Annotated in this window: 24 protein-coding genes; 16 read left to right on the forward strand and 8 right to left on the reverse strand. The window is 34.3% G+C overall.

Annotated features, from left to right (window positions below; genetic code table 11):
• Positions 1 to 9 precede the first annotated feature (9 nt).
• The 4 genes from CSE16_RS06660 to CSE16_RS22025 all read right to left on the reverse strand — a co-directional run bounded on the left by CSE16_RS06660 (position 10) and on the right by CSE16_RS22025 (position 4909).
• A complete protein-coding gene (locus CSE16_RS06660) occupies positions 10 to 2187 on the reverse strand; it encodes a DNA topoisomerase III (protein ID WP_099423181.1) in 2178 nt (725 codons plus the stop codon).
• 438 nt (positions 2188 to 2625) lie between these two features.
• On the reverse strand, positions 2626 to 3066 hold the full coding sequence (locus CSE16_RS06670; RefSeq protein WP_099423182.1) for an ASCH domain-containing protein: 441 nt from the start codon (positions 3064 to 3066) through the stop codon (positions 2626 to 2628).
• Complete coding sequence (abc-f, locus tag CSE16_RS06675) at positions 3063 to 4676, reverse strand: ribosomal protection-like ABC-F family protein (protein ID WP_099423183.1); 1614 nt, start codon at positions 4674 to 4676, stop codon at positions 3063 to 3065. Before abc-f ends, CSE16_RS06670 begins: the two co-directional genes overlap by 4 nt.
• Before the next feature lie 110 nt (positions 4677 to 4786).
• Positions 4787 to 4909, reverse strand: a complete 123-nt coding sequence (locus CSE16_RS22025; RefSeq protein WP_256376311.1) for an RAxF-45 family protein — start codon at positions 4907 to 4909, stop codon at positions 4787 to 4789.
• Between the two features lie 195 nt (positions 4910 to 5104).
• Between CSE16_RS22025 and CSE16_RS06680 the strand changes: the two genes are divergently transcribed.
• The 3 genes from CSE16_RS06680 (at position 5105) to CSE16_RS06690 (ending at position 8233) form a co-directional block, all read left to right on the forward strand.
• Positions 5105 to 6109 (forward strand): serine hydrolase domain-containing protein, encoded by a 1005-nt coding sequence (locus tag CSE16_RS06680; RefSeq protein WP_253896187.1) that lies wholly within the window; start codon positions 5105 to 5107, stop codon positions 6107 to 6109.
• A 44-nt stretch (positions 6110 to 6153) separates the two neighbouring features.
• Complete coding sequence (locus tag CSE16_RS06685; RefSeq protein ID WP_099423185.1) at positions 6154 to 7620, forward strand: amidase family protein; 1467 nt, start codon at positions 6154 to 6156, stop codon at positions 7618 to 7620.
• An 82-nt stretch (positions 7621 to 7702) separates the two neighbouring features.
• Positions 7703 to 8233, forward strand: coding sequence for a GNAT family N-acetyltransferase (locus tag CSE16_RS06690; protein ID WP_099423186.1), 531 nt, complete (start codon positions 7703 to 7705; stop codon positions 8231 to 8233).
• A 367-nt stretch (positions 8234 to 8600) separates the two neighbouring features.
• On the opposite strand, the gene CSE16_RS06695 is transcribed toward CSE16_RS06690, so the two are convergent.
• Positions 8601 to 8936, reverse strand: a complete 336-nt coding sequence (locus CSE16_RS06695) for a 2Fe-2S iron-sulfur cluster-binding protein (RefSeq protein ID WP_099423187.1) — start codon at positions 8934 to 8936, stop codon at positions 8601 to 8603.
• Positions 8937 to 9102: 166 nt separating this feature from the next.
• Between CSE16_RS06695 and cdaS the strand changes: the two genes are divergently transcribed.
• The 6 genes from cdaS to CSE16_RS06725 all read left to right on the forward strand — a co-directional run bounded on the left by cdaS (position 9103) and on the right by CSE16_RS06725 (position 14411).
• Positions 9103 to 9723 (forward strand): sporulation-specific diadenylate cyclase CdaS, encoded by a 621-nt coding sequence (gene cdaS, locus CSE16_RS06700; RefSeq protein WP_172954359.1) that lies wholly within the window; start codon positions 9103 to 9105, stop codon positions 9721 to 9723.
• Positions 9724 to 10272: 549 nt separating this feature from the next.
• Positions 10273 to 11634 carry an aspartate kinase gene (locus CSE16_RS06705; RefSeq protein ID WP_099423189.1) on the forward strand — a complete coding sequence of 454 codons (1362 nt, stop codon included), beginning with the start codon at positions 10273 to 10275 and terminating at the stop codon, positions 11632 to 11634.
• 141 nt (positions 11635 to 11775) lie between these two features.
• Complete coding sequence (locus CSE16_RS06710; protein ID WP_099423190.1) at positions 11776 to 12471, forward strand: DsbA family oxidoreductase; 696 nt, start codon at positions 11776 to 11778, stop codon at positions 12469 to 12471.
• Positions 12472 to 12698: 227 nt separating this feature from the next.
• Positions 12699 to 13613: a TDT family transporter gene (locus CSE16_RS06715; protein ID WP_253896245.1), complete on the forward strand. Its 915-nt coding sequence runs from the start codon at positions 12699 to 12701 to the stop codon at positions 13611 to 13613.
• Positions 13614 to 13655: 42 nt separating this feature from the next.
• Positions 13656 to 14186 carry a tubby C-terminal domain-like protein gene (locus tag CSE16_RS06720; RefSeq protein WP_099423192.1) on the forward strand — a complete coding sequence of 177 codons (531 nt, stop codon included), beginning with the start codon at positions 13656 to 13658 and terminating at the stop codon, positions 14184 to 14186.
• A gap of 12 nt (positions 14187 to 14198) precedes the next feature.
• A complete protein-coding gene (locus CSE16_RS06725; RefSeq protein ID WP_099423193.1) occupies positions 14199 to 14411 on the forward strand; it encodes a thymidylate synthase in 213 nt (70 codons plus the stop codon).
• Positions 14412 to 14827: 416 nt separating this feature from the next.
• On the opposite strand, the gene CSE16_RS06735 is transcribed toward CSE16_RS06725, so the two are convergent.
• On the reverse strand, positions 14828 to 16282 hold the full coding sequence (locus CSE16_RS06735) for a CehA/McbA family metallohydrolase domain-containing protein (protein WP_099423195.1): 1455 nt from the start codon (positions 16280 to 16282) through the stop codon (positions 14828 to 14830).
• Positions 16283 to 16602: 320 nt separating this feature from the next.
• Here CSE16_RS06735 and CSE16_RS06740 point away from each other — a divergent pair, with 320 nt between their 5' ends.
• The 4 genes from CSE16_RS06740 (at position 16603) to mgrA (ending at position 20189) form a co-directional block, all read left to right on the forward strand.
• Positions 16603 to 17241: an MBL fold metallo-hydrolase gene (locus CSE16_RS06740; protein ID WP_099423196.1), complete on the forward strand. Its 639-nt coding sequence runs from the start codon at positions 16603 to 16605 to the stop codon at positions 17239 to 17241.
• A 314-nt stretch (positions 17242 to 17555) separates the two neighbouring features.
• Entirely contained in the window at positions 17556 to 18512 is a 957-nt protein-coding gene (gene corA, locus CSE16_RS06745) for a magnesium/cobalt transporter CorA (protein ID WP_099423197.1), read from the forward strand.
• A 232-nt stretch (positions 18513 to 18744) separates the two neighbouring features.
• On the forward strand, positions 18745 to 18972 hold the full coding sequence (locus CSE16_RS06750) for a hypothetical protein (protein WP_099423198.1): 228 nt from the start codon (positions 18745 to 18747) through the stop codon (positions 18970 to 18972).
• A gap of 224 nt (positions 18973 to 19196) precedes the next feature.
• On the forward strand, positions 19197 to 20189 hold the full coding sequence (mgrA, locus tag CSE16_RS06755; RefSeq protein ID WP_099423199.1) for an L-glyceraldehyde 3-phosphate reductase: 993 nt from the start codon (positions 19197 to 19199) through the stop codon (positions 20187 to 20189).
• A 418-nt stretch (positions 20190 to 20607) separates the two neighbouring features.
• On the opposite strand, the gene CSE16_RS06760 is transcribed toward mgrA, so the two are convergent.
• Both CSE16_RS06760 and CSE16_RS06765 read right to left on the reverse strand, forming a co-directional pair.
• A complete protein-coding gene (locus tag CSE16_RS06760; protein WP_099423200.1) occupies positions 20608 to 21027 on the reverse strand; it encodes a hypothetical protein in 420 nt (139 codons plus the stop codon).
• 1206 nt (positions 21028 to 22233) lie between these two features.
• On the reverse strand, positions 22234 to 23139 hold the full coding sequence (locus CSE16_RS06765) for a DUF4261 domain-containing protein (RefSeq protein WP_099423201.1): 906 nt from the start codon (positions 23137 to 23139) through the stop codon (positions 22234 to 22236).
• A gap of 450 nt (positions 23140 to 23589) precedes the next feature.
• On the opposite strand from CSE16_RS06765, the gene CSE16_RS06770 reads away from it, so the two are divergent.
• From CSE16_RS06770 to CSE16_RS06780, 3 genes are all read left to right on the forward strand, one after another.
• The gene (locus tag CSE16_RS06770; protein WP_099423202.1) at positions 23590 to 23865 is read left to right on the forward strand and encodes a CD3324 family protein; all 276 of its coding nucleotides are present in this window, start codon (positions 23590 to 23592) and stop codon (positions 23863 to 23865) included.
• Between the two features lie 233 nt (positions 23866 to 24098).
• On the forward strand, positions 24099 to 24785 hold the full coding sequence (locus tag CSE16_RS06775; RefSeq protein WP_099423203.1) for an MBL fold metallo-hydrolase: 687 nt from the start codon (positions 24099 to 24101) through the stop codon (positions 24783 to 24785).
• A gap of 62 nt (positions 24786 to 24847) precedes the next feature.
• Complete coding sequence (locus tag CSE16_RS06780; RefSeq protein ID WP_099423204.1) at positions 24848 to 25774, forward strand: serine hydrolase domain-containing protein; 927 nt, start codon at positions 24848 to 24850, stop codon at positions 25772 to 25774.
• The last annotated feature ends 68 nt before the right edge of the window (positions 25775 to 25842 follow it).

Raw genomic sequence — 25842 nt, forward strand, 5'->3', positions numbered from 1 at the left:
TGAAGTAATTCATTCTTTGTTAAATTTAAAAATAACTTTCTGTTCAATATTGTCCCATACAAGATGAGCATTAAAAGTCTTTTCACCTTTTTTAAATCCTTTAATCAATGAGGTTTCACCATTGGTCAATAGCTTTTTTACGTTAGCTTGTGTAATAGTATTCCTTAGAATTTTCTTTGAAACTGAGAATTTACAGTTAGCAGTTTTATAATTTGAGCAACCGTAAAAAGTGCCGTGATCTATTATTGATCCTGCGCAAAGGATACATTTTCCGATAATCGTCTTTTCTTTTTTATATTTTTTACTATACGGATTATTTGCAGTAATTTTTTCGACCTCATTTTGATTAAATGACCATTCCTTTTCAAGTTCATTTGCATCTAAAATCAATTTGTCTGCAAGCTTTTTTACTTGTTCCATAAATGCCTGAGGAGAAGCGTTACCTTCACCAATTTCAGATAGTCTTTGCTCCCATTTGGCTGTCATGGAAGGGGACGTTAAGATGCTTTCACCAAGTGCCTCAATTAATAACATACCCTTAGTCGTTGCAAAGACTTGGTTTTTCTTAACTTCGATATAGTTTCGATCTTTTAATGTACCAATAATCCCAGCGCGTGTAGCTTCAGTACCTAATCCTTCCGTTTTTGATAATACCTTTTCTAATTCCATATCCTCCAAATGTTTACCAGCTGTTTTCATTACCGTAATCAAATTACCTTCAGAATAGCGATTTGGTGGCTGGGTTTCACCTTTTTTTACGTTCGCTTTCGTAACGATACCTTGCTCATTTTCATGTAATAGCGGGAGCAATTCGTCTTTGTCTGTATGTGCGCTATCTTTAGAATGATGAATAACCATACGCCATCCTTCCTCCATAAGTACCTTCCCTTTAGAGACGAATTCTGCACGTTTATCGACAAGTGAATGAATTGTCGTATAAGAAAATATGGCATTGTTGTAATGTGCAGCAATGACTTGTCTAGCGACTAAATCATAAATCTTTTCTTCTTCTGTACTTAACTTCGCTGTGTTTGGTACTTGCTCTGTAACGATAATGGCATGGTGATCAGTTACTTTTTTTTCATTCACATACCTTTTATTATTCATAATTGAACGTGTTGGTGATGGAAGTAATCCTTTATATTTATCGATTTTACTTAAATGCTCTAGTATCGTTGGTAAGTTTTTTGCTTCTTCATTCGTTAAAAATTGTGAATCAGATCTTGGGTATGAAACTAAGCCTTTTAAATAAAGCTTTTGCAAAATATCTAGCGTCATTTGCGGTGAGAATTTATAGACCTTGTTTGCTGTAGCCTGTAACGTAGATAGATTGAATAACAAAGGTGGTGAATATTCCTTTATTTCTTTTTTGATGCTTGTAATTTCTACGTTTTTATTGATGCAAAAATTGGCTGTAGCAATCGCTTGTCGTTCCTCTAGAAGTCTTGAAATATTATTTTTATGCCATTTGGCTTTTAATATTTTTCCATCAAAATTAAACTCAGCTTCCACTTCCCAAAATGTTTCTGATATAAAATTCTTAATTTCATGCTCTCTCTTAACAATTAGTGCAAGTGTAGGTGTTTGTACACGTCCAATTGAAAATACATCTTTCACACCATTTCGTTTGAGGAGTACTGTATATAATCTTGATGTGTTAATGCCAATCAGCCAGTCTGCACATGAACGACTTAATGCTTCGAAATAAATATTTCTCGTTTTCTCTTCAGGTAGTAAGTTTGAAAAACCATTTTTTACAGCATTTTCAGTTAAAGATGATATCCATAAACGCTTCATTGGTTTATTAATAGCGCATACTTTTAAAATGGTACGTATAATTAATTCACCTTCACGCCCTGCATCCCCACCAATTATGATTTCTCGAATATCAGGTCTTTTAACTAAACCTTTAATTATATTGAATTGTTTATATTTTGATTTTGTAACTTTATATTCGAATCGATCTGGAATAATCGGTAATGTTTCTAATGTCCATTTCTTCCATGCTGGATTATATTCTTCAGGTGCTTTTAATTCACATAGATGTCCTATAGCCCATGTGATAAGTGCTCCATCTGGAAAGTATGTGTTTGGCTTAACTTCAAAATAACCAGCTTTTTTAGTAAAAGAAAAGGGGGCAGCTAACTTAGCTGCTTGGTCAGGTTTTTCTGCAATTACTATTTTCATATAACCGTCTCCTATTAATAATAATTACAACTTCTTGTATAATAATTATAAAGTAATTTTCAGTATAACGGTTATATTAATAATTAAGTCCATCTATTATGCAATTTTCCATAAAGATTATGAATATGTTGAAAAAACGATTTTGACAAACGTAAAAAATTTAGAATAAATCGGTTGGGAAAACGGAGCTTGTGAAAGGCTGGAAAGAGCTATTTACAGGTGATAAGGAGCCGGAAAATAACGAGGATGCATTACCTGTAGAGTTCCAGGGCGAAACGGTACCAAAGTAAGGTTGATATCATTGAAGGTACCACAACACCTCCAAAGCCTTATACGGAAGGGCAGTTTTTCAACACTAGGAATCGATAAGTCCTTCAGCAAAAAAACAAGCGCTCAGTTATATAAAACCGAAGCGCTTGCTCTTTCAACTAACTACATTTATTTTGGATAAACTCTTTCAAACCGATCACACACAACGAGCATATCTTCGGTAAATACCATTTCATATTCAGGCAATATTCGTCCAAAGAATGCCATATGTGCTTGTTTCCATTCTTCATACGTGCCCACACCTTCTTGTAATGCAAAATCCACCGGCACATCTTTAAAAGGGTAAATTTCACTTGAATAAGTCTTAATGATGGCAACGGGTTCATCCTGACTATTCAACACGATTTGATAATCACCGACTGCCGGCAATTTATCGCCTTCTATTTCATATAAGGGATAGCTTGAACAGGTGGCACGTTTCGTCCCGTCTAGCACTAAACTTGCTAACCAATCTGCTTTCTCCCCGAATTGGAATGCTTCTGAATAGCGTGTATTTTGTAAGCCCTCTTTCTCGCAAAAATGCTGCCAATAAGCGTCAATATTATTCATTTTTGTAACTCCCTTTGTTTTAATTTCGCCCACTCAAATGGACCATTATGCACGGTTAATTGCTGGTTTTCTAACCAGGCTGTTTTTGTGAACAATTTTTGTAAGAAGTAACGATCATGACTAATTGTCACAATTGTTCCTTCGAAATGTTCAAGTGCTTCCTCTAACGCTTCTCTCGATTCAATATCTAAATGATTCGTGGGTTCATCTAGTACGAGTACATTGCATTTTTGTATCATTAGCTGTGCTAAACGCAGTCGCATTTTTTCGCCACCACTTAGTTGCTCTACTTTTTTAAACACATCGTGGCCGTAAAATAAAAATCGTGCCAGCATGTGCCGTGCATCATATTCTGTCAGTGAAACTTGCTCTCGAAAGACATCGATAAGTCGCTGCTTACCATCAAACTGGTCAAACTTCTGGGCGAGATAGCCGATTTTTAAATTGCTACCGTGCTTTACTTCTCCATTTAGTGGCACTATTTCGCTTAATAGTATTTTTAATAATGTGGATTTTCCTGTCCCGTTATTGCCTACAATCGCTAATCGGTCCTGATAATACACCGACAGTTGCACATCCATGAATAAAAAATCATGGTCAAAACCGTGCGTAATATTTTTTAATGCAAACACTTCTTTCCCAGTTCGATCATCCGCTTTTAATTGTAAATTCATTGCTCGCTCTGTTTTTGGCTTCTTCACTAATTCAATTCGCTCCAGCATTTTTTCCATCGCCTTCGCTTTTCGGAATAAATCTGGATTCGGAGGGGAAGCTTCATTCGCCCATTGACGTAAGCGACGAATTGCCTCCTTTATTTTTTGAATCTTTTTCTGCTGTTCTTGATAAGCTGCGAATTGCTCAGCTAGTTTTGCTTCTTTTTGCTGAAGATAGTTATCATAGTTGCCTTTACACAACCAAATCTCGCCATCTTCAATTTCTGCCACCTGTTGTACGATTTTATTTAAAAACATACGGTCGTGTGAGATGACAACGACAGCACCTTTGAAATAACGCAAATAATCTTCTAACCATTCAATGGCAGCTAAATCTAAATGGTTTGTCGGTTCATCTAACAAAAGAATATCTGGTTGCTTTAATAAAATTTGCGCGAGCATCACTTTCGTTTTTTCGCCACCACTTAACTCTTTAAATGGCTGCTCTAATAGTCTCGTGATTTTTAATCCATTCGCAATCGAGGAAATTTTCGCTTCGATTTCATAACCACCACTAGCCATATATTGCTCCTGTAAATCACCGTACCGAAGAAGAAATTTTTCAGACGTTTCCGTAAGCATACGCTGCTCCAAACCCACTAAACGTGCTTTCAAGTCATGTAATTCTGTAAATGCCTCAGACAATACATCAATGACATTTACATCCGTGTAGGCAGGAATTTGATGTAAATATCCAATTGTTTTACCCTTTATTTTCACGATACGACCTTGATCTGGCTGCTCAACTCCTGCCAGGACTTTAAATAATGTTGTTTTACCACTACCATTGCGACCAACAATCGCAATACGTTCTCCAGTCTTTACTTCAAATGAAAGTTCTTTCAAGATGGTGTTGCCACCCATTATCATCGTTATATTTTCTGCTTTTAATTGCATATATCTACGCCTCCATTGCGTAGCTGAAATTGCATACAAAAAAGACCACTCATTAACTGAGCAGTCTTACACATTTTGTGAAAAGAATGACGTTAATCAGCTACGATTTATTATTGAATTTGCTTAAAAAAGGGCACACTTATCCCGTTTGGCGCAAAATCAAAAGTAATGACACGTGCAAAATACATCGCTGTATCTACCTTTACACCCGTCGTCATAGCTAAATTCATCATCCTTCTCACCCCCATTCATTTAAACTTTCTCAATATTACCATATTTCAGTCACAATGAAAAGAGGCCTATGGTAATTATTGAATGTACTTAAACCTCGATTAGAGAAAATTTTTACTTACAAATAAAATTTTCTTTTCCTTAGCGATAGTATATACTGAATATTATAAAATATAGAAAGGATGTTCGTATATTTAATGCCATCAACTACTTTTCAAAGCGTGATTCATTCCGTAGAAAATACATATCAAACATTAGATTGCACTGGTGCAGCTCTTGTGATTTTTCATAACAACGAACTCCAACTCGAACAATATTGGGGGAAACATTCTGCCAAAGAAGATGCTCGTTTTGTGCAACCTGATACAAAGTTTCATATCGCTTCCTGTCGAAAAAGTTATGTGGCATTTGCTGTTGCGTATGCGCTCCATCATGGATTCATTCAATCCTTAGATGATGAGATCTTAAACTACCTTCCTTTATCAAAACAAAAGGAATTATATAAAGGAACGACAATTCGCCATCTTGTTACGCATTCACACGGTCTTACAGAAAGAAATGGAGAAGTTGAAAGGGAATTTATTGCTGGCATGAGCTGGGCATATCGTGGCTTAAATGTTGAGTTAATTTCTGAAATAATTCAATTTACAACTAAAAAAACAATTGCTGATATATTAAACGATAAAGTCTTTACACCTTTAAATTTCACTGAGACAAATTGGTATAACACATTTGATGATACTTTTGTTGACGTCATTGGAAAAGAGAACAATAGGCATTGGTCTGCTTCCCAAAATCTTGATGGCAGTAAAATGAATATGTATGTTTCAGCACGTGAACTAGCGAGATGGGGGCTTTTACATCTAAATAATGGCTCGTTAAATGGAAAACAAGTGCTTGATTCAAACATTCTTAAACTTGCTACTACTATACAAAACCCATTCTATTCAAACGTAGATTTACCTGAAAACGGTATTTTTTGGTTTGTGAAAGGAACACAGGCGAAACAATCTGAGATAGGTGCGCTTGTGCCGAATGGTGCCTATCAAATTTTAGGCTATACGACGGTTACACTATTGATTATTCCTAGTATTAATATCGTAGCTGTACGGGCATTTAATAGCTATGGAAATCCCGAGGGCTATGATTATTTGAAGGATGTCAGGGCTTTTGGAGATGCCGTTATGTTAGATTTTAAATAATTGTTGTAATCAAATAACGTGCTAAGGAGATTGGTTAATCTATAATGGAAATAAATTTCAAAAGCTTTTTTAGAGAAGAACTATCAATCGATCAAATTCAAGAAGCCATGGATAGTGGAGAAATAACATCAAAAGAATTAGTTATGTATTATTTATATAGAATTGCAAATATTGATCAGAGTGGACCTAAAATTAATTCCATCCTTGAAATAAATTCTGAAGCGATATTTATAGCAGAAGCACTAGATAACGAAAGAAACTTAAAAGGTTCCAGAGGACCTTTACACGGCATTCCGATTGTATTAAAAGACAATATTGAAACAAATGATTCCATGCATACAAGTGCTGGAACACTCGCATTAGAAAACCACTTAGCTTGTCAAGATGCTTTTCTTGTAAAAAAACTTCGTGAAGCAGGTGCTGTTATTTTAGGTAAGACCAATATGACAGAATTAGCAAATGGTATGTCGAGTGATATGTGGGCAGGTTATAGTGCTAGAGGAGGACAAACATTAAATCCATATGGCGATCCTACACTTTTTGTTGGTGGTTCTAGTTCTGGATCCGCAGTGGCAGTTGCCTCGAATTTTTCAGTACTATCTGTAGGTACTGAAACAGATGCCTCAATTCTTAGTCCTGCTATACAAAATTCGGTAGTGGGGATAAAGCCTACTGTTGGTTTAATCAGCCGCAATGGTATTATCCCTTTTACATACTCTCAAGATACTGCCGGACCATTTGCGAGAACGGTTAAAGATGCAGCTATTTTATTAGGTGCATTGGTGGGGAAAGATGACAATGACATTGCTACTTCTAAAAGTGAAGGTAACTTACAACAAAATTACACAAACGATTTAGATACGAAGGGATTAAACAACGCTAAAATTGGCATATTTAATGATGCATCCAAAGATTATCATGACTCTGGAGAATATGATGCACAATTATTTCGAAATGCTATTCAAGCTTTAATTGAACAAGGCGCAATGATAATTGAAAACATCAAAATACCTTCATTTCATAGAGAATGGAAATGGGACGTTACTTTATGTGAGTTGAAGCATAGTTTAGATAATTACCTTTCTAAATTACCTTCTCATATGCCAGTACATTCAATATCTGAATTGATTCAATTCAATCAAAATATTGGCGAAAAAGCATTGAAATATGGGCAAGATAAATTAGAACGTAGAGAAAGTTATTCTAATACATTAAGAAACTCCGAATATTTAAACGCAAAATTAGAAGACCTATATTTTTCTCAAGAACAAGGAATTGACTATGTATTGAAGAAGTATGACCTAGATGCAATTGTTTTTCCTTCTTATATTGGTTCAACAATTAGTGCTAAAGCAGGCTATCCATCTATAGTAGTACCAGCTGGTTATATGGACAATGGCAGACCATTTGGAATAACTTTTGCAGGCACAGCTTTTAGCGAAGGCGACTTAATAAAATTTGCTTTTGCTTTTGAACAAGCAACAAAGCACCGTATTGCTCCAAATTTCTAGAAAATTTCTTATTTCACATTTGATCGTCTTAGTAAAGGCTTTATTAGAAAAGTAAATTTGAATATTACAGGAGGACTATAAAATGAACGTAACAACGGATAGATTAATAATACGTAAATTTACTTATGATGATTGGCAAAGTGTACATGAATATACTTCAGATATTAATGTTATGAAATATATACCCGAGGGTGTTCTTACTGAAGAAGCTACAAAAGAGTTTATAAATAAAAATATGGGTGATAAAGCTGAAAAATTCCCTGTCGTATTGATAGATGAGAATATACTTATTGGGCACATCTATTTTGACAAGTATTTTGGAGAACATACATACGAGATCGGTTGGGTCTTTAATCCGAAATATTACAATAAAGGATATGCTTCTGAAGCAGCAAAAGCGATTTTACAATTTGGTTTTGAAAAAATGAAGTTACATAGGATTATAGCAACTTGTCAGCCTCAGAATACTCCATCGTATCGAGTTATGGAGAAGATTGGAATGAGAAAGGAAGGTTATTTCAAAAAATGTATTCCAAACGGAAATGAGTGGTGGGATGAATATTACTACGCTATTTTAGAAGAAGAATGGAAAACAGATGCAGTAAATACTTAAGTAGTATCTAGTATACAAAATAAACCAAATAAACCAAATAACGTGTCCAAACAAAAGTTAGATTATAAATAAAAGCCAGCAAACATTGATTTATTAGTGTTTGCTGGCTTTTATTTATCAATTTAATTAAATCAATATTTATGCAATACCTTTTATAGTAAGTCATTGTAGCGGCTGAAGCTTATTTTAGTTACAATTTAGCATACGCTATTTTTGAATTTAATAATGTACTTTATCGATTAAAATCAGCAGCTTAAACCACTGCACAGTAAAAAAAGTGACAATCTCTTAGAGGTTACATTAAAAGTAGTGTGTGGCTGAGTAGTGAATAGATGTTGTCATTCAAAAATGAAAACCGGAAGCGAATTTAGTCAGCTGGCCTTGGACCAACTTCTTTACCGGTGTTTTCTACCGTCATGATTGGGCGAACAGTAATGTCTTTTGTTACTAAAATTTGACAAGATAAACGTAAACAATCATCAAATAATAGATCATCAATTCCATTATTCGCAAAGGCATTCTTTTCCTTGTTGGTTACATCTAAGTAATCACCTGCCAAAATCTCAACTCTACAAGTCGTACATTTAGCATTTCCTCCGCAGCGATGAAGAATATTAATACCGTTATCTTCCAGTGCTAATACTAACTTTTTCCCTGTCTCTACTTCAAATGTTCCAACATCAAATACACTTACGTTAGGCATTTTATATGACCCTCCTCACAAAACTAAATTATTCCAAATGTTCTTCCGTTCTAGGTATTCTCTGATTTTGCCTACTTAAGACATGAAATGAATAAATATTTCTTATGTGGACAAACTTTAGGCACATCGAATTATGTTAATTAATAAGCAGGGGAGATGTGTCTTTGTGGATAATGTGGGTTGTGATTTTTCACCGATGAAGCAAACATTAAAAGAGGATATTCACCAAGTCATAAAAGCATTACAAAATAATGTAGAAGTGATGGATAATGAAAACTATTGTCTTCTTGGAGCGTTCGAGAAAATTAAAGAAGATTTTTTGTCTATTGAAATGAAAGCTGCTACTTTTTATTTAAACTGTTATTTGTCCCCATTTACGGACAAGTACCCGGAATTGTCAATATGCGTACAAAATATGTCTAAGTTGAAACATGGAGGGTTAATTGTGATTCAGCGGGAGGATTCTCTTCAATCCTTGTTGAAACCAGGTATTCCAATAGGGGCAGAATTAACTCATTCTTTATTACAATCCATTTTTTACCCTGGAAGTCCACTTCATGATGGTGCTGTACTGGTTAGTCATAATCATATCGTTTCCGCTGCTAATGTTCTTCCGCTATCAGACCGATTTACAGGCGAGAAAAAACTTGGTACACGACATCGCGCTGCTATAGGCTTATCAGAAAAAAGTGATGCCCTTGTACTCGTAGTATCTGAAGAAACAGGAAGAGTTTCTTTTGCTATAGATGGGAATCTTCACCCTATAATTACTCATGCTTCTATATAGTTTTAGTAGTAGAAGGATTCAAAGGCTATCAATGTATGAATAAGCCGTGAAAATTTTTTTAAGCTATTGATGCAAAAAAGAATTAGGAAATGAGATAAAGGAAATTTGCTTAACGTGTAAAAGTAGAAAAAAGAAAAGAAAAGTTAAAGCTTAATGAAGTTAGTTTAAATTTATTTTTTCAATGCCAAATCTACAACCTCCTAAACGTGCTGTACATGCTCAAAATAAGGGCATTTTTTTTAAGTTAAAAAGGGCTAATGCTCAAAAAAATACCAGAATCGCAAGAAAATCGACACGTTTTATCTCGTTAAAGTCGATTATTGCTAATTTTACGCAAAAAAGCGGATAATTTTCATAAAAATTTAGACTTTCTCTATGTAATTACATATAATAGACTGACAAATTCGAAAACTGTTCATATTTTAATTTAAAGGAATCTGGAATTCACAGAATGGTCTTGACGTAAAAAGTGAGAGTTTGTACACTGGGTGGAACCAAATGTTTTTTCGGTAAGTACAAATATTAATTTGAAAGTAAGGATATGATGAGATGATTGTATGTAAATTTGGCGGCACATCTGTCGCAAATGCAGAACAAATTAAAAAAGTGGCAAATATTGTGAAATCGAACCCTGAGAGAAGGATTGTCGCTGTTTCTGCTCCAGGAAAGCGTTCGGATGATGATATTAAGGTAACCGATTTATTAATCGATCTTGCGAATACGGCGTTAGCTGGTGGAAATGTCGAAGAAAAAATTCAAATAGTTGTCGCACGTTATCGAGAGATTACAGATGATCTTGGACTCGATTTAACAATGACAGAAATCATTACCCAAGATTTACGTGACCGCATTGCAGTGGATCGTTCTAACATTGCATTATTTATTGATAACATTAAGGCGAGTGGCGAGGACAATAATGCAAAACTTATCGCCAACTACTTTACTTCTATTGGCATGCCTGCAAAATATGTGAGTCCTAAAGAAAAGCTGATTCTAAATGACGCACCTGAGCGAACATTTGCATTACAAGAAGCTTATGTGAATTTAAGTGAACTAAAAAATGAAGAAGAAATTATTATTTTCCCAGGCTTCTTTGGTTATACAAAAGAAGGGGTTTTACGCACATTTGACCGCGGGGGTTCTGATATTACAGGTTCAATTTTAGCTTCTGCTGTAGGCGCGGACCTTTATGAAAACTTTACAGATGTGGACTGTGTATTTGCTGCTAATCCTAAAGTTGTAAATGATCCGGTTGATATAAAAGAAATTACGTATCGTGAAATGCGTGAACTTTCCTATGCTGGTTTTTCTGTGTTCCATGATGAAGCATTAATGCCAGTATATAAACAGGGGATTCCAGTGAAAATTAAAAATACAAACAATCCTAGTGCACAAGGGACACTTATTTTACCGACTCGTTCACAATCAAATCGTCCAGTAACTGGTATTGCAGCAGATGGTGGTTTTTCAATTTTATACGTTTCCAAATATTTAATGAACCGTGAAGTTGGCTTTGGTCGCAAACTTCTTCAAATTATCGAAGAAGAAAATATTTCGTATGAACATACACCATCTGGACTAGATGATATTTCAGTTATTATTCGTTCTGATCAATTATGTGCTGAAAAGGAAGCACGTATTGTAAAGCGTGTTAAAGTTGAACTATGCGCAGATGATGTGCATTTCAGAAATGATTTATCAATGATTGTTATTGTTGGCGAGGGAATGCGTCATAATACGGGGCTTGCAGCTCGTGCAGCGTCAGCAATTTCATCTACAGGAGCCAATATCGAAATGATTAATCAAGGCTCGTCAGAAGTAAGCTTAGTATTCGGTGTTCGATCTAAATTTGAAAATCAAATTTTAAAAGGACTTTATCAAGAATTTTTTGCAGCCATTCCATCAATATAAGGCGCATATTTTCTAGTAACTTAAATTGGATTAATCTATGTGAAAGGTATTTTGGCTAAGTGTCAAAATACCTTTTTATTTGTTTTCAAATAGCAAACATGTAAAATATACATAGAGGGGTATATATAAGGAGGTTAAAAGATGAAAATCGAACTATTCTCAGATTTTGCTTGTCCATTTTGTTATATTGCGAAAACAAGATTGCAGCAAGCCATCCAGCAATTAAATTTGGAAGATGAAGTAGAAATTGAATATAAAGCGTATCAACTAGATCCGGGGGCTTCCAAATCAGAAGCACGACGTTTTTATGATGATTTATATGAAAGTAAAGGACAATCGAAGGAAAAAGTAAACCAATTAACAGATTCAATTCAAGCCCATGCAGACGAGGTCGGATTAACGTTTAATTTTAACGCTATTCAACTAGCAAATACGGAAAATGTACATCGCTTAAGTAAGTTAGCTAAAGTGTTAGGCAAAGAATCTCAATTTATGGATACAATGATGGAAACTTATTTTACTAAAGGGATCAATTTAAATGATACGGAGCAATTATTACCAATCTGTGATCAATTAAATATACCGAGAAATCTAGCAATCGAAGTATTAAATTCTACTCAATTTTCAGATGAACTAGCAAACGACCGCTATGATACGCAACAAATCCAAATAACGAGTGTACCTTTTTTCGTTTTTGAAAATCAATATGGAATAAAAGGAGTAGAGCCAATCGAAATTTTTACGAAAACATTATTACAAGCACAGCAAGTGGCTAATATAAGATTAAAAGTTATCGGTAATGATCTCTCTTGTGGTCCAGACGGTTGCACTTTATAAAACTAATTTAAACTGCGTCTTAAACTATGGAAATGACATTAGGAAAATGCCTTGTTTCTCTGCAATGGGAAATGGTGCATTTTTTCTTTCATTTTAGAATCTACTATTTAATGGAACAAGAGAATCCTATTTACTTTATTGGGTATATAATGCATTAAAATAAAATTAAAAATAGATTCCTTATATGATATAGTTGTTTGGTAACGTAACAGGAGGTTTGTTAAGTGATGGAATTTTTATCTAAATTACCTATAGCAACAGGCGGACTTATGCTTGCTCTAGTATCATTATCCAAACTTTATAGCGTAATGGAAATGACAGTTATGAGTGTGCTATTTTTCTTATGTGGACTCCCGCTATTTATATTACTATTTGCAAAAATTATTTTTGCTTTTCGATCGGTTGTACAAGATATGCAAAATCCAATCATTGCTTCAATTTCACCGACGATTCCAATGGGTACAATGGTTTTGGCAAGCATAATGGAAAACTATTCGATTTTAGCACCGATTGCCTCAACCATATGGTATGTTGCGGTCGTAATGCAGTTAATGATTGTTGGCTATTTCAGCTATCGCTTTATTTGGAAGAAAACGCTGGCATTGCAAGACGTTTATCCGAGCTGGTTTATTATATTTGTTGGACTAGGTATTATACCGAATACAACAGGGGATCAAATACCACAGTTTGCGCAGTGGATTTTTTGGATAGTACTTATCAATTATTTGATATTGTTACCAATGATTATTGTACGTTTGTTTAAGCATGAACTGGGAGAGCCAGCTAAACCATTATTCACTCTTTTAGCTGCACCAGGATCTATTTGTTTAGCAGGTTATTTAAATTTATTTGATACATATGTGAATGGGCTTGTATTTATATTACTCATCATTTCCCAGGCAATGTATATTGTTGTGCTAGTTCAATTGCCTAAGCTATTACAACTGCCTTTTTACCCAAGTTTTGCGGCATTTACGTTTCCGCTCGTTATTAGTGCAACGGCATTAGTGACAACTGCACGTGCCATGGCCATTCCTTCTTTTAATTGGCTTGCGGGAATCGAAATTGTCATCGCCTCATGTGTTGTGGTGTATGTGTTCGTACGTTATAATATTTACTTTATTCGTTTAAGGACAGATTAAAAAAGTGGAACTTCTATCATAATTAACTAGAAGGGGTTATTCATGCAAAAATATACTTATGAAGCATTAGCAAATATTAAATCTACGGCACCTCAAGCGATATTTAATGAAGACGGACAAGCTATTTTGTCGCTACGTCGCGTTTATACTAATCGGTTAAAAAGAATTTTAGACGGTTATTTTGATCATCGTTATTTTTTGAAATATGAAGTTTTAGACTTATCCGATTGTTGTTTATTTGAAGTGAAGAAAATTTTCCGCCGAGGGAAAGTGTGGTTTGAAGGGAAAGACCATGCAACAGGAGACCATTTTGTCATTAATTATGAAAATTGGCGAATCGGTGTGCCTGAATTATTTATTAGCAATCAAAATATTAAAATGAAAATCGATAAAGAAATGGAAACATGGTCGAACTTCCTAGTAGACGAACAAGTTGTCGCAAGATGGATAGCAGTTTATGACGAGCAACACAATAAATTTCAAGTTACTTTGGAACTGTATGAACAGGCGCCCATTCAAAACGTTGCTTTTTATATTGCTATTGCACAAGCAACTTTATTTATTGGGGTATAGGAGAGAAAAATTATGAATGTCGTTTTTGTCATTACGGAAACAGCTGAAGAAGTATTAGAAATGGTTTCAAATGATGTAGCGGGATTATTAGAGGCCGTGAAGGGGGATAGTGTATCTTTTCCTTTTGGGACATTTCAATATGATTGCCATACATTAGATCACTACTTAGTTGATGGTGAATATCGCCAGGAATTAGTCGTTTATCTTCGTTCAGCCAGTGTTTGAACACGAATAAAAAAACAGCAATTGTAGCTTTGTAATAAAAATTGATTATTTATAATAAAGTTTGATTAAAATCATCTTACCTCTGTAGATTTCTTAGAGATTAGATGATTTTTTTATTGGGTATTTATGTTAATGTAATTATAAAGAGTTTGAAGAAATGTACTTATATGGCTTATAAAAGCCTGTTTGATATGGCAAGTACGCATAAACCAACAGTTGTATCACCCAATGAAAAAATAAAAATTGAATATAAGAAAAAAACCATAAATGGAGAAAAATTATTCTGAATCAGACATAGAGGTGAAGCTATTTATTCCATTAACACGGAAGATGATGAGTAAATTTAAGATGGAAGGGCACATGGAGAGCCCTTCTATCTTTTTCGTTTTACGGTTCTTACTACTCTTAACTATTAATTATTTTACTTTAATAAAAATTGGATTTGAGTAAAACCAAAGATCTGACCATGGATTTTCATCTTTTGAATCAATTTTAGGTTCTAATTCATTAGTATTTGTTCCGCGCACGCGAATGTAACTATTTTTTGGGACATTATCTAATTTATAAGAAACTGTAACGAAATCACCATTGCGTTTGAATTCATTTTCGTAAAATCGTTTTATTACTTTTGTAGTAGGGTTTGTATTATTTGTACTCTCTCCTGGAATCTCACCCATAATTAAGTCAACACGGTTTACTTTTGGATTTTCATTATTTGCATTTTTGCTGTTTGGATCACGGAATGTAATCTCAACATTTAAGTCATTTTGTTTTTGCTTAGAAATAACGATTTCTTCGCCAGCTTCCGCAGTTTTGTTCTTTAAATTTACTGTAACATCTAATTCACTAATTAAATCACCCGTTGTAGTAAACATACGTCCATTTCTCATAGACTCCATAATATTATCATAATCTTTTTCTGCTTTTACATAAGTCTTTGTATATTCCCCAGGCCAAAATTCTCGTCCTCCATCAGAAAAATGTTCATGCATATCCGATGTGCCTGTGACCCAATACTTTCTATCTTCAGCTAACATAGAATCCCAGAAGCCACCTAAAGTAGCGGTCATTTGATCATAACCACCAAGAGTTGGAGCTTTTTCATAAATTCCTCTTCCTCGTCGTTCTCCATAGTAATCAGCTTGATGTCCTGGGGCTCCTTCCATTCCAGTAAAAATTGATGGGGCTAAATTATTCCATCTTCTTAATTCTTCAGGAGACGTTTTTCCATCGTAAACACCAATATCTGAATGATCGCGTCCAGGATGGTTGGCAAATGCTAAGGGTTGGTTCTTTTTAGGGAGAGATGTCAAGTATTTGACAGCACGATCCATCTTTGCTTCATCAGAATCTTCTGGATTCCCAGCAACTTCACCTCGTCCATATATTTTTTCGATTTTGTATAGGTTATCTGCTTCGTCTTTATTTTGAGGCATTATCAATGATACATGGTCAGCCCCAGCTGGATTAAATTCCAATCCATAAAATTGTAATAAATCGGGGTGCTTTTTACGTGATTCTAAAAGATCCGGATAAGCCTCTTTTAAGTTAACCTCTGAATGGTTTGGTCCACCATGATCAGTTGATACAATCCAATCAAGACCATATTTTTTAGCCATCTCCGCCTGTTTTTCGATTGGATATGCTGCATCCCCACCTTTTACAAAGGTGATAGGATTTTTAGTATAATCATATTTATAACTGTATTCACTATGAATATGATGATCTCCTGCAAGCCATGTACTGTTATCTTGCTCTTCTGATTTTTTTTCTTCTGCAAAAGTCGGTGTAATTCCTGTTGTAGATATAACAATTGTTGCTGCCAAAGATGTTGCTAATAAAATTGTACTTTTTCTCTTAAAAGATGGCATAAAATTTAGCTCCTTTTGCTAGGTATATTGAAACATTTATAATTATATAGACTGAATGTTTGTTAAAAATAAACTTTGTGTTAACTTACTGTAAATTTGGCAAAATATCGAAGATAAAATCGCAATTAAATTTCTTCTTGTATGGCTAACTGAACTTTAATTGAAACTCAAAGAGTTTCATATGCAGCTCTTTTTATTCTTTATTAAACTAACTCAGTAGGTTAGTAGAAGAGTGCTGTTTAATATTTATCACAAACTGGATGGATAGTGGAACAACAGCAGGAATATTTGTGAATTAAGTCGAAGTTATTGGAGTAGAGATGCTTCAACTTGAATATCATGAAACTATTATTCATCCAATTCTTTTATGGGATAAAGAAATGGCTGTTTTAATAGACACTGGATTCCCTGGTCAAATTGAAGATTTACGTGTGGCAATGAGTAAAGTAGGGGTGTCGTTCGATAAACTAAAAGTTGTGATTTTGACGCACCAGGATATAGATCATATAGGCAGTCTTCCTGAGATATTACAGGAGTGTGGAAATAATATTAAAGTGTATGCTCATTGTCTGGATAAACCTTATATTCAAGGGGATTTACCGCTTTTGAAAGATGGGCACCTAGATAACCCTCCAAAAGGAAAAGTGGACGAAATCTTGAATGACGGTCAAGAATTGCCGTATTTCGGCGGGATTCGTGTCATCCATACCCCAGGGCATACTCCTGGCCATATCGGTATCTTTTTGAAACAAAGTAAAACACTCATTGCCGGGGATTCGATGTACAGTGTAAACGGAATAATAGGGGGGATTCATGCCCCAACCACACTGGATATAAAGGCGGCTCGACTCTCTATGAAGAAATACTTAGACCTCGACTTAGAATCTGTGGTTTGTTACCACGGAGGATTAAGTAAGGGAAATATTAATGATCAGATTCAAAAGTTAATTTCAAATTAAACTTCAAAACTCACATCAACAATCTGGCGCGATTCTTTAATAAGAATCGCTTTTCTTATTGAACTAACGGGGGAGGGAGGTGTAGGCGGAACACCGTTAGGACAAATCCAGGGACTTTATGGTTCATTTTGTTTTAGAAATAATCATATTATTAGCTTTTTATTTAAAGAAAAATGACTAATTTTCTACTAACGGATGCATTACTTAAAGATCATTGGGTTGCATATGCAGCTTTTTTCTTATTGAACTAATGGGGCGGTTTAGTTATAAAAAAAATGTATATTTAAGTAAACTATTAAGAAGGTGTTAATACTATGATAAATTTCATTGGAATTACTAATGAAAATCATTTGGAAAGAGATATTTCAATAAAGTATGCAGACTTATCTAAATATAAATGGTTTTGGGTTGACTTTAATGAACCTACTGATGAAGAAGTAAAACATTTAGCGGATACTTTTTATTTTCATCCACTTGCTATTGAAGACTGTGTATTGAGACTCCAGCGTCCTAAATTGGATTATTACGATGACCATACTTTTTATGTTACACATATTGTTCGAGAAGAAGAAAAAGAAATTATTAAAGAAGAATTAGATTTTTTTGTGGGAGAAAATTTTGTAGTTACTTTCCATAGCAGTCCAGCGAAGGAAGTTACTCAAGTTTGGGATAGATTATTGTCTCAAAAAAATATTGAGAAATGGGATACTTATTATGTGTTTTATCAAATTTTGGACAAGATTGTAGATAACTACTTTCCATTAATTTATAAAATTGAAGATGAATTAGACAAAATAGAAGATAACACACAGAATAAATCAATGGGCTATTTAATGACCGAATTATTCGATACAAGACATATGCTATTAAATCTAAGGCATACAGTTAATCCAATGCGTGATTTACTTTACCGTATGTTAAATTCTCATCATTTGAGTGGCATAGGAGACAGAAGAGAATACTTTTCTGACATTTATGATCATCTTTTAAAACTATCGGAAATGGTTATGTCTAATAGAGAAGTAACTGCTGACATAAGAGACAGTTATCTTTCGTTAAATTCACATCAAACAAATAATGTAATGAAAGTTCTTACAATAATAACTTCGATTTTTGCCCCTTTAACATTTATTGCAGGGATATACGGAATGAACTTTGAAAATATACCAGAATTAACTTGGAAATACGGTTATTTTCTTTCACTTGGATTGATGGGGACAATTGGAATATTGATGTATCTTTGGTTTAAGAGTAAGGGGTGGTTTAAATAATAAAATTCGTTCTTAAATTAACTGGGGTTTTACTTGAGAATCATTGAGTTGCATATGCAGCTCTTTTTTTTATTGAATTAACGAAGTAGGTTTGTTTAAGATTGTTGTTTAATTTTTGTTCAACTATCGTGCCATTTTTTTAGTAAGACATATAGAATTAACGTTATCAGAATAATTGCGGAAGGATGTAGCCATTGTTAATTAATAAGTTCTAAATGAAAGTGGTGATGTTATGACAAGATTTATTATGTTTTTTATCGCAATTGGACGTGTATTAGGCGGGTGCAGTCAAGATAAAATAAACGAGTCAACGAAACAGAGGGTTTATAGCAGTTCGTGGGATGGTAATCCCATAATTATTAAACAAAGAAACAATAACGAAGATTACGAAACAGTAAATGAGATAACTGATACCGACAAAGCTGAAAAACTTATAAATGCTTTGAAAAATGCAGATTAGCAAGAGTATCTTAAAGTGGATATACGCCCCCCAGACTATCGTTTCTCTTGGAATTCATTTGAACATGACGTTTGGATAAATCAGGAATCTGAGAGAATAGCACTTTCAATTTATGGACAATCAAATTAGACGAATACATTTTTTCCAGGGAGTTTTTCTTTTAATAGACATATAAAATCGAACATATATAATATTACATGTAAACAAAAAGGAGGCGGGCTATCATGGTTTACCAAGCAGATCAAACTCGATATGACAATATGAAATACAATCGAAGCGGACATTCCGGTCTTCAGCTTCCAGCCATATCACTGGGCTTATGGCATAATTTTGGTGGTGTTGATACATTTGAAAATGGCCGTGCCATGCTTAGAAGAGCATTCGATTTAGGTATTACACATTTTGACTTAGCTAATAATTATGGCCCACCGGCAGGATCAGCCGAAGAAATGTTTGGCAGGATGCTAAAAACAGATTTTGCTCCATACCGGGATGAAATGATCATTTCATCAAAAGCAGGGTACTATATGTGGCCTGGCCCTTATGGAGAATGGGGGTCAAGGAAATATCTCATTTCAAGTCTAGACCAAAGCCTACAGCGAATGGGGTTGGATTATGTTGATATTTTCTATTCACATAGACCTGATCCAAACACGCCACTTGAAGAAACGATGGGTGCATTAGACTCAATTGTTCGCCAGGGTAAAGCATTATATGTTGGAATTTCAAACTACAGTGAGGAACAAACAGATGAAGCAATCAAAATATTGAATCAATTAGGTACTCCTCTTGTCATTCATCAACCTAGCTATTCGATGCTGAATCGATGGATTGAAGATGGCTTGCAAGATGTTTTGCAGGAAAACGGTGTCGGTTCGATCGCCTTTTGTCCATTAGCACAAGGATTGTTAACCAATAAATACTTGCATGGAATTCCTACTGATTCTAGAGCAGCAAAATCAACAGGCGCATTGGGTAATGATCAAGTAACGGAAGTTGTAATTAATCGTGTCCAGCAGTTAAATGAAATCGCTGTAGAACGTGGTCAAAACCTGGCACAAATGGCCCTAGCATGGGTTTTAAGAGGTGGTAAAGTTACATCCGCATTGATCGGTGCAAGTCGTGTAAGCCAAATTGAAGAAAACGTTGCAGCATTAAATAATCTAGCTTTCTCTGAAGAAGAATTGAATCATATTGAAGATATCCTAAAAAACTAAAACTCAAGTAGCCTTCCTGATGCATCAAGGCAGGCTTTTTTTGTGCCTTAATTCGTTAATCCGATTTGCAATAGTATCTATTTTGTAGTGGATAAACCCAATTTATTAATTTGAATTAAATAATAATCAACCTGAATTGAATTGAATTGAATTGAGTTTGTGAAGAATTATACTTAAACAAAAGGGTGCTTTAGTTTAATAAAGTAATAGTAGAAGATTGATAAGAAAAAAGGACTCGATTCCTTTAAATAGGAATCGAGCCTATATAATAAAACCCACCAGCACCAATGTGTTGCTACATACACTCGAAACATTGTGAGGCTGTCGAGTGGTTGGAGTTAGTGGAAGTAAATAAAAAATAGCTGTGTTGAAAATCCTTATGTGAATCTCAGCCTCTCAGCCTTTTAAATGGCTAGTTTTATTTATTCAATTCCTTATATAAAACATATTTTAAAGCAGAAATTTCATCTTCAGACAGTTTACCTTCAATTTCGGATAATACTTCATCCTTACTAATTGAACCGTTTTGCGCTTGTTCCTGAATATCAAGTAAACGATTAACGCCCACTTTTTTTATTAACACACGTGTCGCTTCTTCCTTAGTTTGGAAGGGAAGAGTATCCGGATTTGTAGTTGCTGCCTCGCTTACAATTTCTTGAACCTTCGAATCGTTCTTGATATAGGATTTTACTTCTTCTAGATTTTCGTCATCTAAAGTAGATTCCACTTTTTCGATTATTTTTTCGGAAGCAATATTTGTCCCAAAATGCCACACAGCATAGCCAGCTGCTCCGAGTAAAACAAGAATTATTGCGGTAATTGTTAAAAACTTTTTCATCAACTCACTCCTGACACTTTGAATATAGCACAACTTCTCAAAAACCACTAAGAAAAGATGTTTTCTATAATTGGTTTAATTACAATTAATTGCGAACCCAGAGCAGATAAGTTTTCACCCTAATATATAGATAGCATACGTCTATATTTCCATCTTGGTACTTGTTTCACAATCGAGCGCGATTATTTAATTTTAAAGAGTATATCAAAGCTATTATTATAGGATTTCAAAAATATCTTCAACAACTTAAAAAGGAAGGAATATTACCTTTAAAAACTCAAGAATTTGCTCATCCATTAGGTGATGAAGTATTAAATACTTTTTATAATTTCTCATCACTTTTAAACCGTTAATTTTATAAAACTATTTACGTTGTTCAACTAACGGGGCTTTAGCAGAACAAGGCTGCCTTTTAGGGAAGCTTTTGCTTCTTAAACTAACAGGGAAGTTTGGTTGAAGAGTAAACTATGGAATATTTATTTACGGGAAATTCATTTGTTAATGATGGCATAACATTTATATTTGGTTTAATTTTCCTGATACTTTCTTTTGTTCTATCCTTGTATAGTAAAAAAGATAAATTCGGAAGGATTTCGTTGTATATTTTTCCAGTGTTGTTGGTTATTTATTTATTATTCTTTGTGGTTATGTCTTTATTTTGGAACCAACCGTGATGATATAAAACTAACGGGGGCTTTCTTATTGAACTAACGCAGCAGGTTAGTTCAATAAGAGTGTAAAAGTTAGTCAGGATTTAAAAGGAGAGAGTGAAAATGAGCTTAGCAAGTTATATTGGATGTAATGTAGAAATCCCCGTGAGTGATGAAGAGTCAGACAATTTAATTATTATTGGATATTGTGCTTCGGTAGAAGAAATTTTAGTATAACATGATTCTTTTGCTGCACAGTACAACGATACTCTGCAATAGAAAATGCTCATCCATAATCGGGCGCGATTGTGAAACATAAAATAAAAGGGATGCTACATATTAGCCATGTATAATATGTAGCATCCCTGATTTTTTCGATTTGGACCTTGATAACGTATTATAACCAAGATTATCTAAGGGGCACCATTAATAAAGTCTAAGCATCAGAAACAAATTTTGATAAAACTAGTAATCAAGGGTTAAAACCGTTGAAATTAGGCCCCGCACTATTGGTTGTATTGAAAGGACCTACACCACTATATACCCAAAGGAGCAACTATTCTCCAGACCCACCCTGGTGACCTGCATAGTTGCCCTCACCGGGATCAAGATCAATGACTATGCGGTGCGGAACAGCCAATGCATATTGATGCTCGCAGCGCCAACGCATCTCCTCTGTAAAACCCATCATTTCTCCATCTGTAATAATATCACCTTGATTAAACAAATAATAAGCAAAGTTAGTCAAGCAGTCTGCAACCTCATTGGTATCCATATCATAGAAGTGGCATTGCACATCAGGAATGCCTAGTGCAGCAAGCCCAATGGAATCCATGAGACCTTCCTGGCGTTCACTGCCAGTACCCTCAACATTGTAGAATCGAATGTTCAATGCTCCATACAACATTTCGCCCTCATCAATAGCGGCCAAAAACACGGATGGCTCGACCAACTTATTGCTTTCTCTAAAATAAATCGCAGCGCAAGGGACCGTTTCCACTATTGCACGAAGAACATTCGTATGTAACTCCAATCTTTTTTTGGGCTCCAGTCCAGATGCCATCATATCGACAAGTAACAACGCGTGACTACACTCTTGCAACGTTTGGCCTGCTTCATTCCAATGCCAACTTTGCTGCAAAGCGGCTTCGTAATCAGATATCGGACCTACATTCATGCCAGTAAGCGTTGTTTGTGCAGGAAATTCTCCTTCTGCATATTTCACCATATAATTCAAATGAAAGAAGTGAAGCATTTCGCCTTTCTCATGTTGCTCATAGGGCTCCCATACTGCCAGCGACCCACTCTTTTCATTTTGTGGTCGATCTGTTTTCCCCATGTATTGTTCTATCTTGCTGTAGAGTAGTTCGCGGTTCACTACTGGCTTTTCTTTAAACAGCAGTTCAATAGCATAAACTCTAGCAAATCCGAAGTCTTTCTCCTGCTCTATGATTTCATTCATAAGGCACTCTCCTTCATTCTGTATTGTTTTCTTAATCATATATTGATGTGTTCATCAACTTCATCAAGAATACACGAAAGATTACCAACCGCCCATCATACCTTTTTCCTATAATTGCCAATTGTGAGTGTCTATATGTTTTACATCTTTCAATTTTTTATATAAAAAAATGATTGAGTTTAACATACGGAGTTATACAGTTTGTAAAAAAGATGTACCGTTTTTAATAAAGTTGCATCGTTTCACCCCTTTGGATATGATTATCCAAAGGAGTGTTTTAATTGAAAAATAAATCTATTTCATTAAGAAATAAAACCCAAACTCATGCAAAGCCTTTATTTAGAAAAGCGATACTTTGCATGGGGAAAAATATTTAATCGCTAGATAATATTTCTAATATTTTGGCTTTGCACCTTATTTATGTTAAATCGAAATAAGGAGCGAGCAAATTTGAATTATATAAATGCTACAAAAGTATTGCCAAAAGAGCTATTGATAGAAGTTCAAAAATATATACAAGGGGAAATTTTATATATTCCAATTCAACAAACCACACGAAAAAAATGGGGTTCTGTTAGTGGTATACAAAAGCAACTGAATCATCGAAATCAAAACATTCGAGAAAACTTTGAGATTGGAATGAACATCCAAGAATTATCTGAAAAGTATTTTTTATCAGTTGAAACAATCAAAAAAATTGTTTATGCAAAAAGAGAAATAAAATAAATGATATGGCTAGTCTGGGGAATTATTAAAATAATACACCAGTTAGCCTTTTTGTTTTTTTTAAAATCTAATAGATGATGTCTAATTACAAATCAGTATGGGTAAAAAGTATTGTTAGGTATTAAATGTTTCATTACTATTCTTTATCTATCTTTACTAATAATTATAATATAATCTTTAAAACAAGTAATGATTGTTCAGTGTTTTAATAAATAATTGATGGAGGAAGAAACATGAAGATAATAGAACTACCAATTGAATTTGAATTTAATGGACAAAAAAATTACATTTACCCTAGCTTAATTATATTGAATAATGATTTAACCTTGGTCGATACAGGGTATGCAAATTTTATAACTTTAATTGAAAATGAAATTTTAAAAAGTGGATATAAAATGATGAATTTAAAGAATATTATCATTACTCACTATGATGATGATCATATAGGTTCCTTATATGATTTCAAAGAAAAGTATCCTTGGATTAACATTATAGCTATTGAAATTGAATCAAAATACATTAGTGGTGAAATGAAGTCAGAGAGATTGATTCAAGCCGAAGAAATGCTAAAGACTATGTCGAATAGCGAAGTCGATTTTGGTAATTGGTTTATACAGCAATTAAAGAATTTGAAGCATATTTCAGTTGATGAAAAGGTTCATGATGGTGATATGATTTTAGATGACAAATGTAGGGTAATAGCAACACCGGGGCATACTTCAGGGCATATTTCATTGTATTTCCCCAGTTTGAATAGCGTAATTACGGGTGATGCCGCTGTTAATGAAAAACAGGAATTGATTATTGCGAATCCAAACTTTTGTCTAGATGTCGATAATGGACAGCAGTCTTTAAGAAAGATAAAAAATCTTAAAGCTGAAACTTACTATTGTTATCATGGTGGGAAATTTTCTTTATAATTGGAGCTAATTATAAAAGCTCTCGAATTTAACAATTTTTGTTTTTGGAAAGGGTTAGAGATATGAGTAAAATATCTTTTTTTGAGTTCGAAAAGAAACTTAAAAGTATTAGAATTGAAGCTTTTGTCATCTATAAAGGGAATACACGGATTTACGAATACTTGAAAAATAAAAAGGTCGTAGAAAAGCCGTCAAAGGTTTATTCCATTACAAAGAGCATTGTTTCTATATTAATTGGGATTATGGTAGATAAAGGAATAATAAAAAATATTCATGAACCCATTCAAAACTATTTTCCAGAAATAGTAGAGTTTAATGATCCGCAAAAGAAAGAAATTACAATATTTCATTTGCTGACCATGACTTCGGGGTTAAAAGTAGGAAATTTCCAAGGATCAAAAAATTGGGTTAAATTCATACTAGGACAACCGATGATACATAAACCAGGTTCAACCTTTCAATATAATTCTGGAGACTCTCATTTACTAAGTGCGATAATACAAAAAATTTCTGGGATTTCCACCGCTTCATTTGCTGAAAAATATTTATTCTGTCCATTAGGGATAAATAAATACACTTGGCAAAGGGACCCACAAGGAATTCACGGGGGTGGTTTTAGTATTTCATTAAATTTAGAGGATATGGTGAAGATTGGATTGTTATTTTTAAACGAAGGACGATTTAATTCAAATCAGGTGATTTCATCCAACTGGATCATTCAGGCAAAAAGACCATATAAACAAACTATTACCACAAAAGAAGGAACATTTGGATATGGATATCAGCTATGGACTTATGAAAATACTAATACTAACACCCCGATTGATTATTACTATGCTAATGGCATATTTGGACAATATATATTTATTGTTCCGAAGTTAAATATTATGGCGGTGGTAAAAAGTCAACTACGAAATGACCAGCAATCTGCACCGGGACTCATTTTCGAAGAGCTATTAGGTAGTTGGCAGGATGAGGGAGATATATGAGCAAGCCAAACTTTGGTTCCTCCTCTTCTGGTATCATACTAATTTCTTCTTAAACTAACGGGGTGCCT

The sequence above is a fragment of the Solibacillus sp. R5-41 genome (genome assembly GCF_002736105.1).
Taxonomy (GTDB): Bacteria; Bacillota; Bacilli; order Bacillales_A; family Planococcaceae; genus Solibacillus.

Bases quoted from the DNA above. Each gene is read 5' to 3' on its own strand.
- CSE16_RS06660 (WP_099423181.1), bottom strand. From the start codon at position 2,187: ATGAAAATAGTAATTGCAGAAAAACCTGACCAAGCAGCTAAGTTAGCT.
- CSE16_RS06670 (WP_099423182.1), bottom strand. From the start codon at position 3,066: ATGAATAATATTGACGCTTATTGGCAGCATTTTTGCGAGAAAGAGGGC.
- abc-f (WP_099423183.1), bottom strand. From the start codon at position 4,676: ATGCAATTAAAAGCAGAAAATATAACGATGATAATGGGTGGCAACACC.
- CSE16_RS22025 (WP_256376311.1), bottom strand. From the start codon at position 4,909: ATGATGAATTTAGCTATGACGACGGGTGTAAAGGTAGATACAGCGATG.
- CSE16_RS06680 (WP_253896187.1), top strand. From the start codon at position 5,105: ATGCCATCAACTACTTTTCAAAGCGTGATTCATTCCGTAGAAAATACA.
- CSE16_RS06685 (WP_099423185.1), top strand. From the start codon at position 6,154: ATGGAAATAAATTTCAAAAGCTTTTTTAGAGAAGAACTATCAATCGAT.
- CSE16_RS06690 (WP_099423186.1), top strand. From the start codon at position 7,703: ATGAACGTAACAACGGATAGATTAATAATACGTAAATTTACTTATGAT.
- CSE16_RS06695 (WP_099423187.1), bottom strand. From the start codon at position 8,936: ATGCCTAACGTAAGTGTATTTGATGTTGGAACATTTGAAGTAGAGACA.
- CSE16_RS06705 (WP_099423189.1), top strand. From the start codon at position 10,273: ATGATTGTATGTAAATTTGGCGGCACATCTGTCGCAAATGCAGAACAA.
- CSE16_RS06710 (WP_099423190.1), top strand. From the start codon at position 11,776: ATGAAAATCGAACTATTCTCAGATTTTGCTTGTCCATTTTGTTATATT.
- CSE16_RS06715 (WP_253896245.1), top strand. From the start codon at position 12,699: ATGGAATTTTTATCTAAATTACCTATAGCAACAGGCGGACTTATGCTT.
- CSE16_RS06720 (WP_099423192.1), top strand. From the start codon at position 13,656: ATGCAAAAATATACTTATGAAGCATTAGCAAATATTAAATCTACGGCA.
- CSE16_RS06725 (WP_099423193.1), top strand. From the start codon at position 14,199: ATGAATGTCGTTTTTGTCATTACGGAAACAGCTGAAGAAGTATTAGAA.
- CSE16_RS06735 (WP_099423195.1), bottom strand. From the start codon at position 16,282: ATGCCATCTTTTAAGAGAAAAAGTACAATTTTATTAGCAACATCTTTG.
- CSE16_RS06740 (WP_099423196.1), top strand. From the start codon at position 16,603: ATGCTTCAACTTGAATATCATGAAACTATTATTCATCCAATTCTTTTA.
- corA (WP_099423197.1), top strand. From the start codon at position 17,556: ATGATAAATTTCATTGGAATTACTAATGAAAATCATTTGGAAAGAGAT.
- CSE16_RS06750 (WP_099423198.1), top strand. From the start codon at position 18,745: ATGACAAGATTTATTATGTTTTTTATCGCAATTGGACGTGTATTAGGC.
- mgrA (WP_099423199.1), top strand. From the start codon at position 19,197: ATGGTTTACCAAGCAGATCAAACTCGATATGACAATATGAAATACAAT.
- CSE16_RS06760 (WP_099423200.1), bottom strand. From the start codon at position 21,027: ATGAAAAAGTTTTTAACAATTACCGCAATAATTCTTGTTTTACTCGGA.
- CSE16_RS06765 (WP_099423201.1), bottom strand. From the start codon at position 23,139: ATGAATGAAATCATAGAGCAGGAGAAAGACTTCGGATTTGCTAGAGTT.
- CSE16_RS06775 (WP_099423203.1), top strand. From the start codon at position 24,099: ATGAAGATAATAGAACTACCAATTGAATTTGAATTTAATGGACAAAAA.
- CSE16_RS06780 (WP_099423204.1), top strand. From the start codon at position 24,848: ATGAGTAAAATATCTTTTTTTGAGTTCGAAAAGAAACTTAAAAGTATT.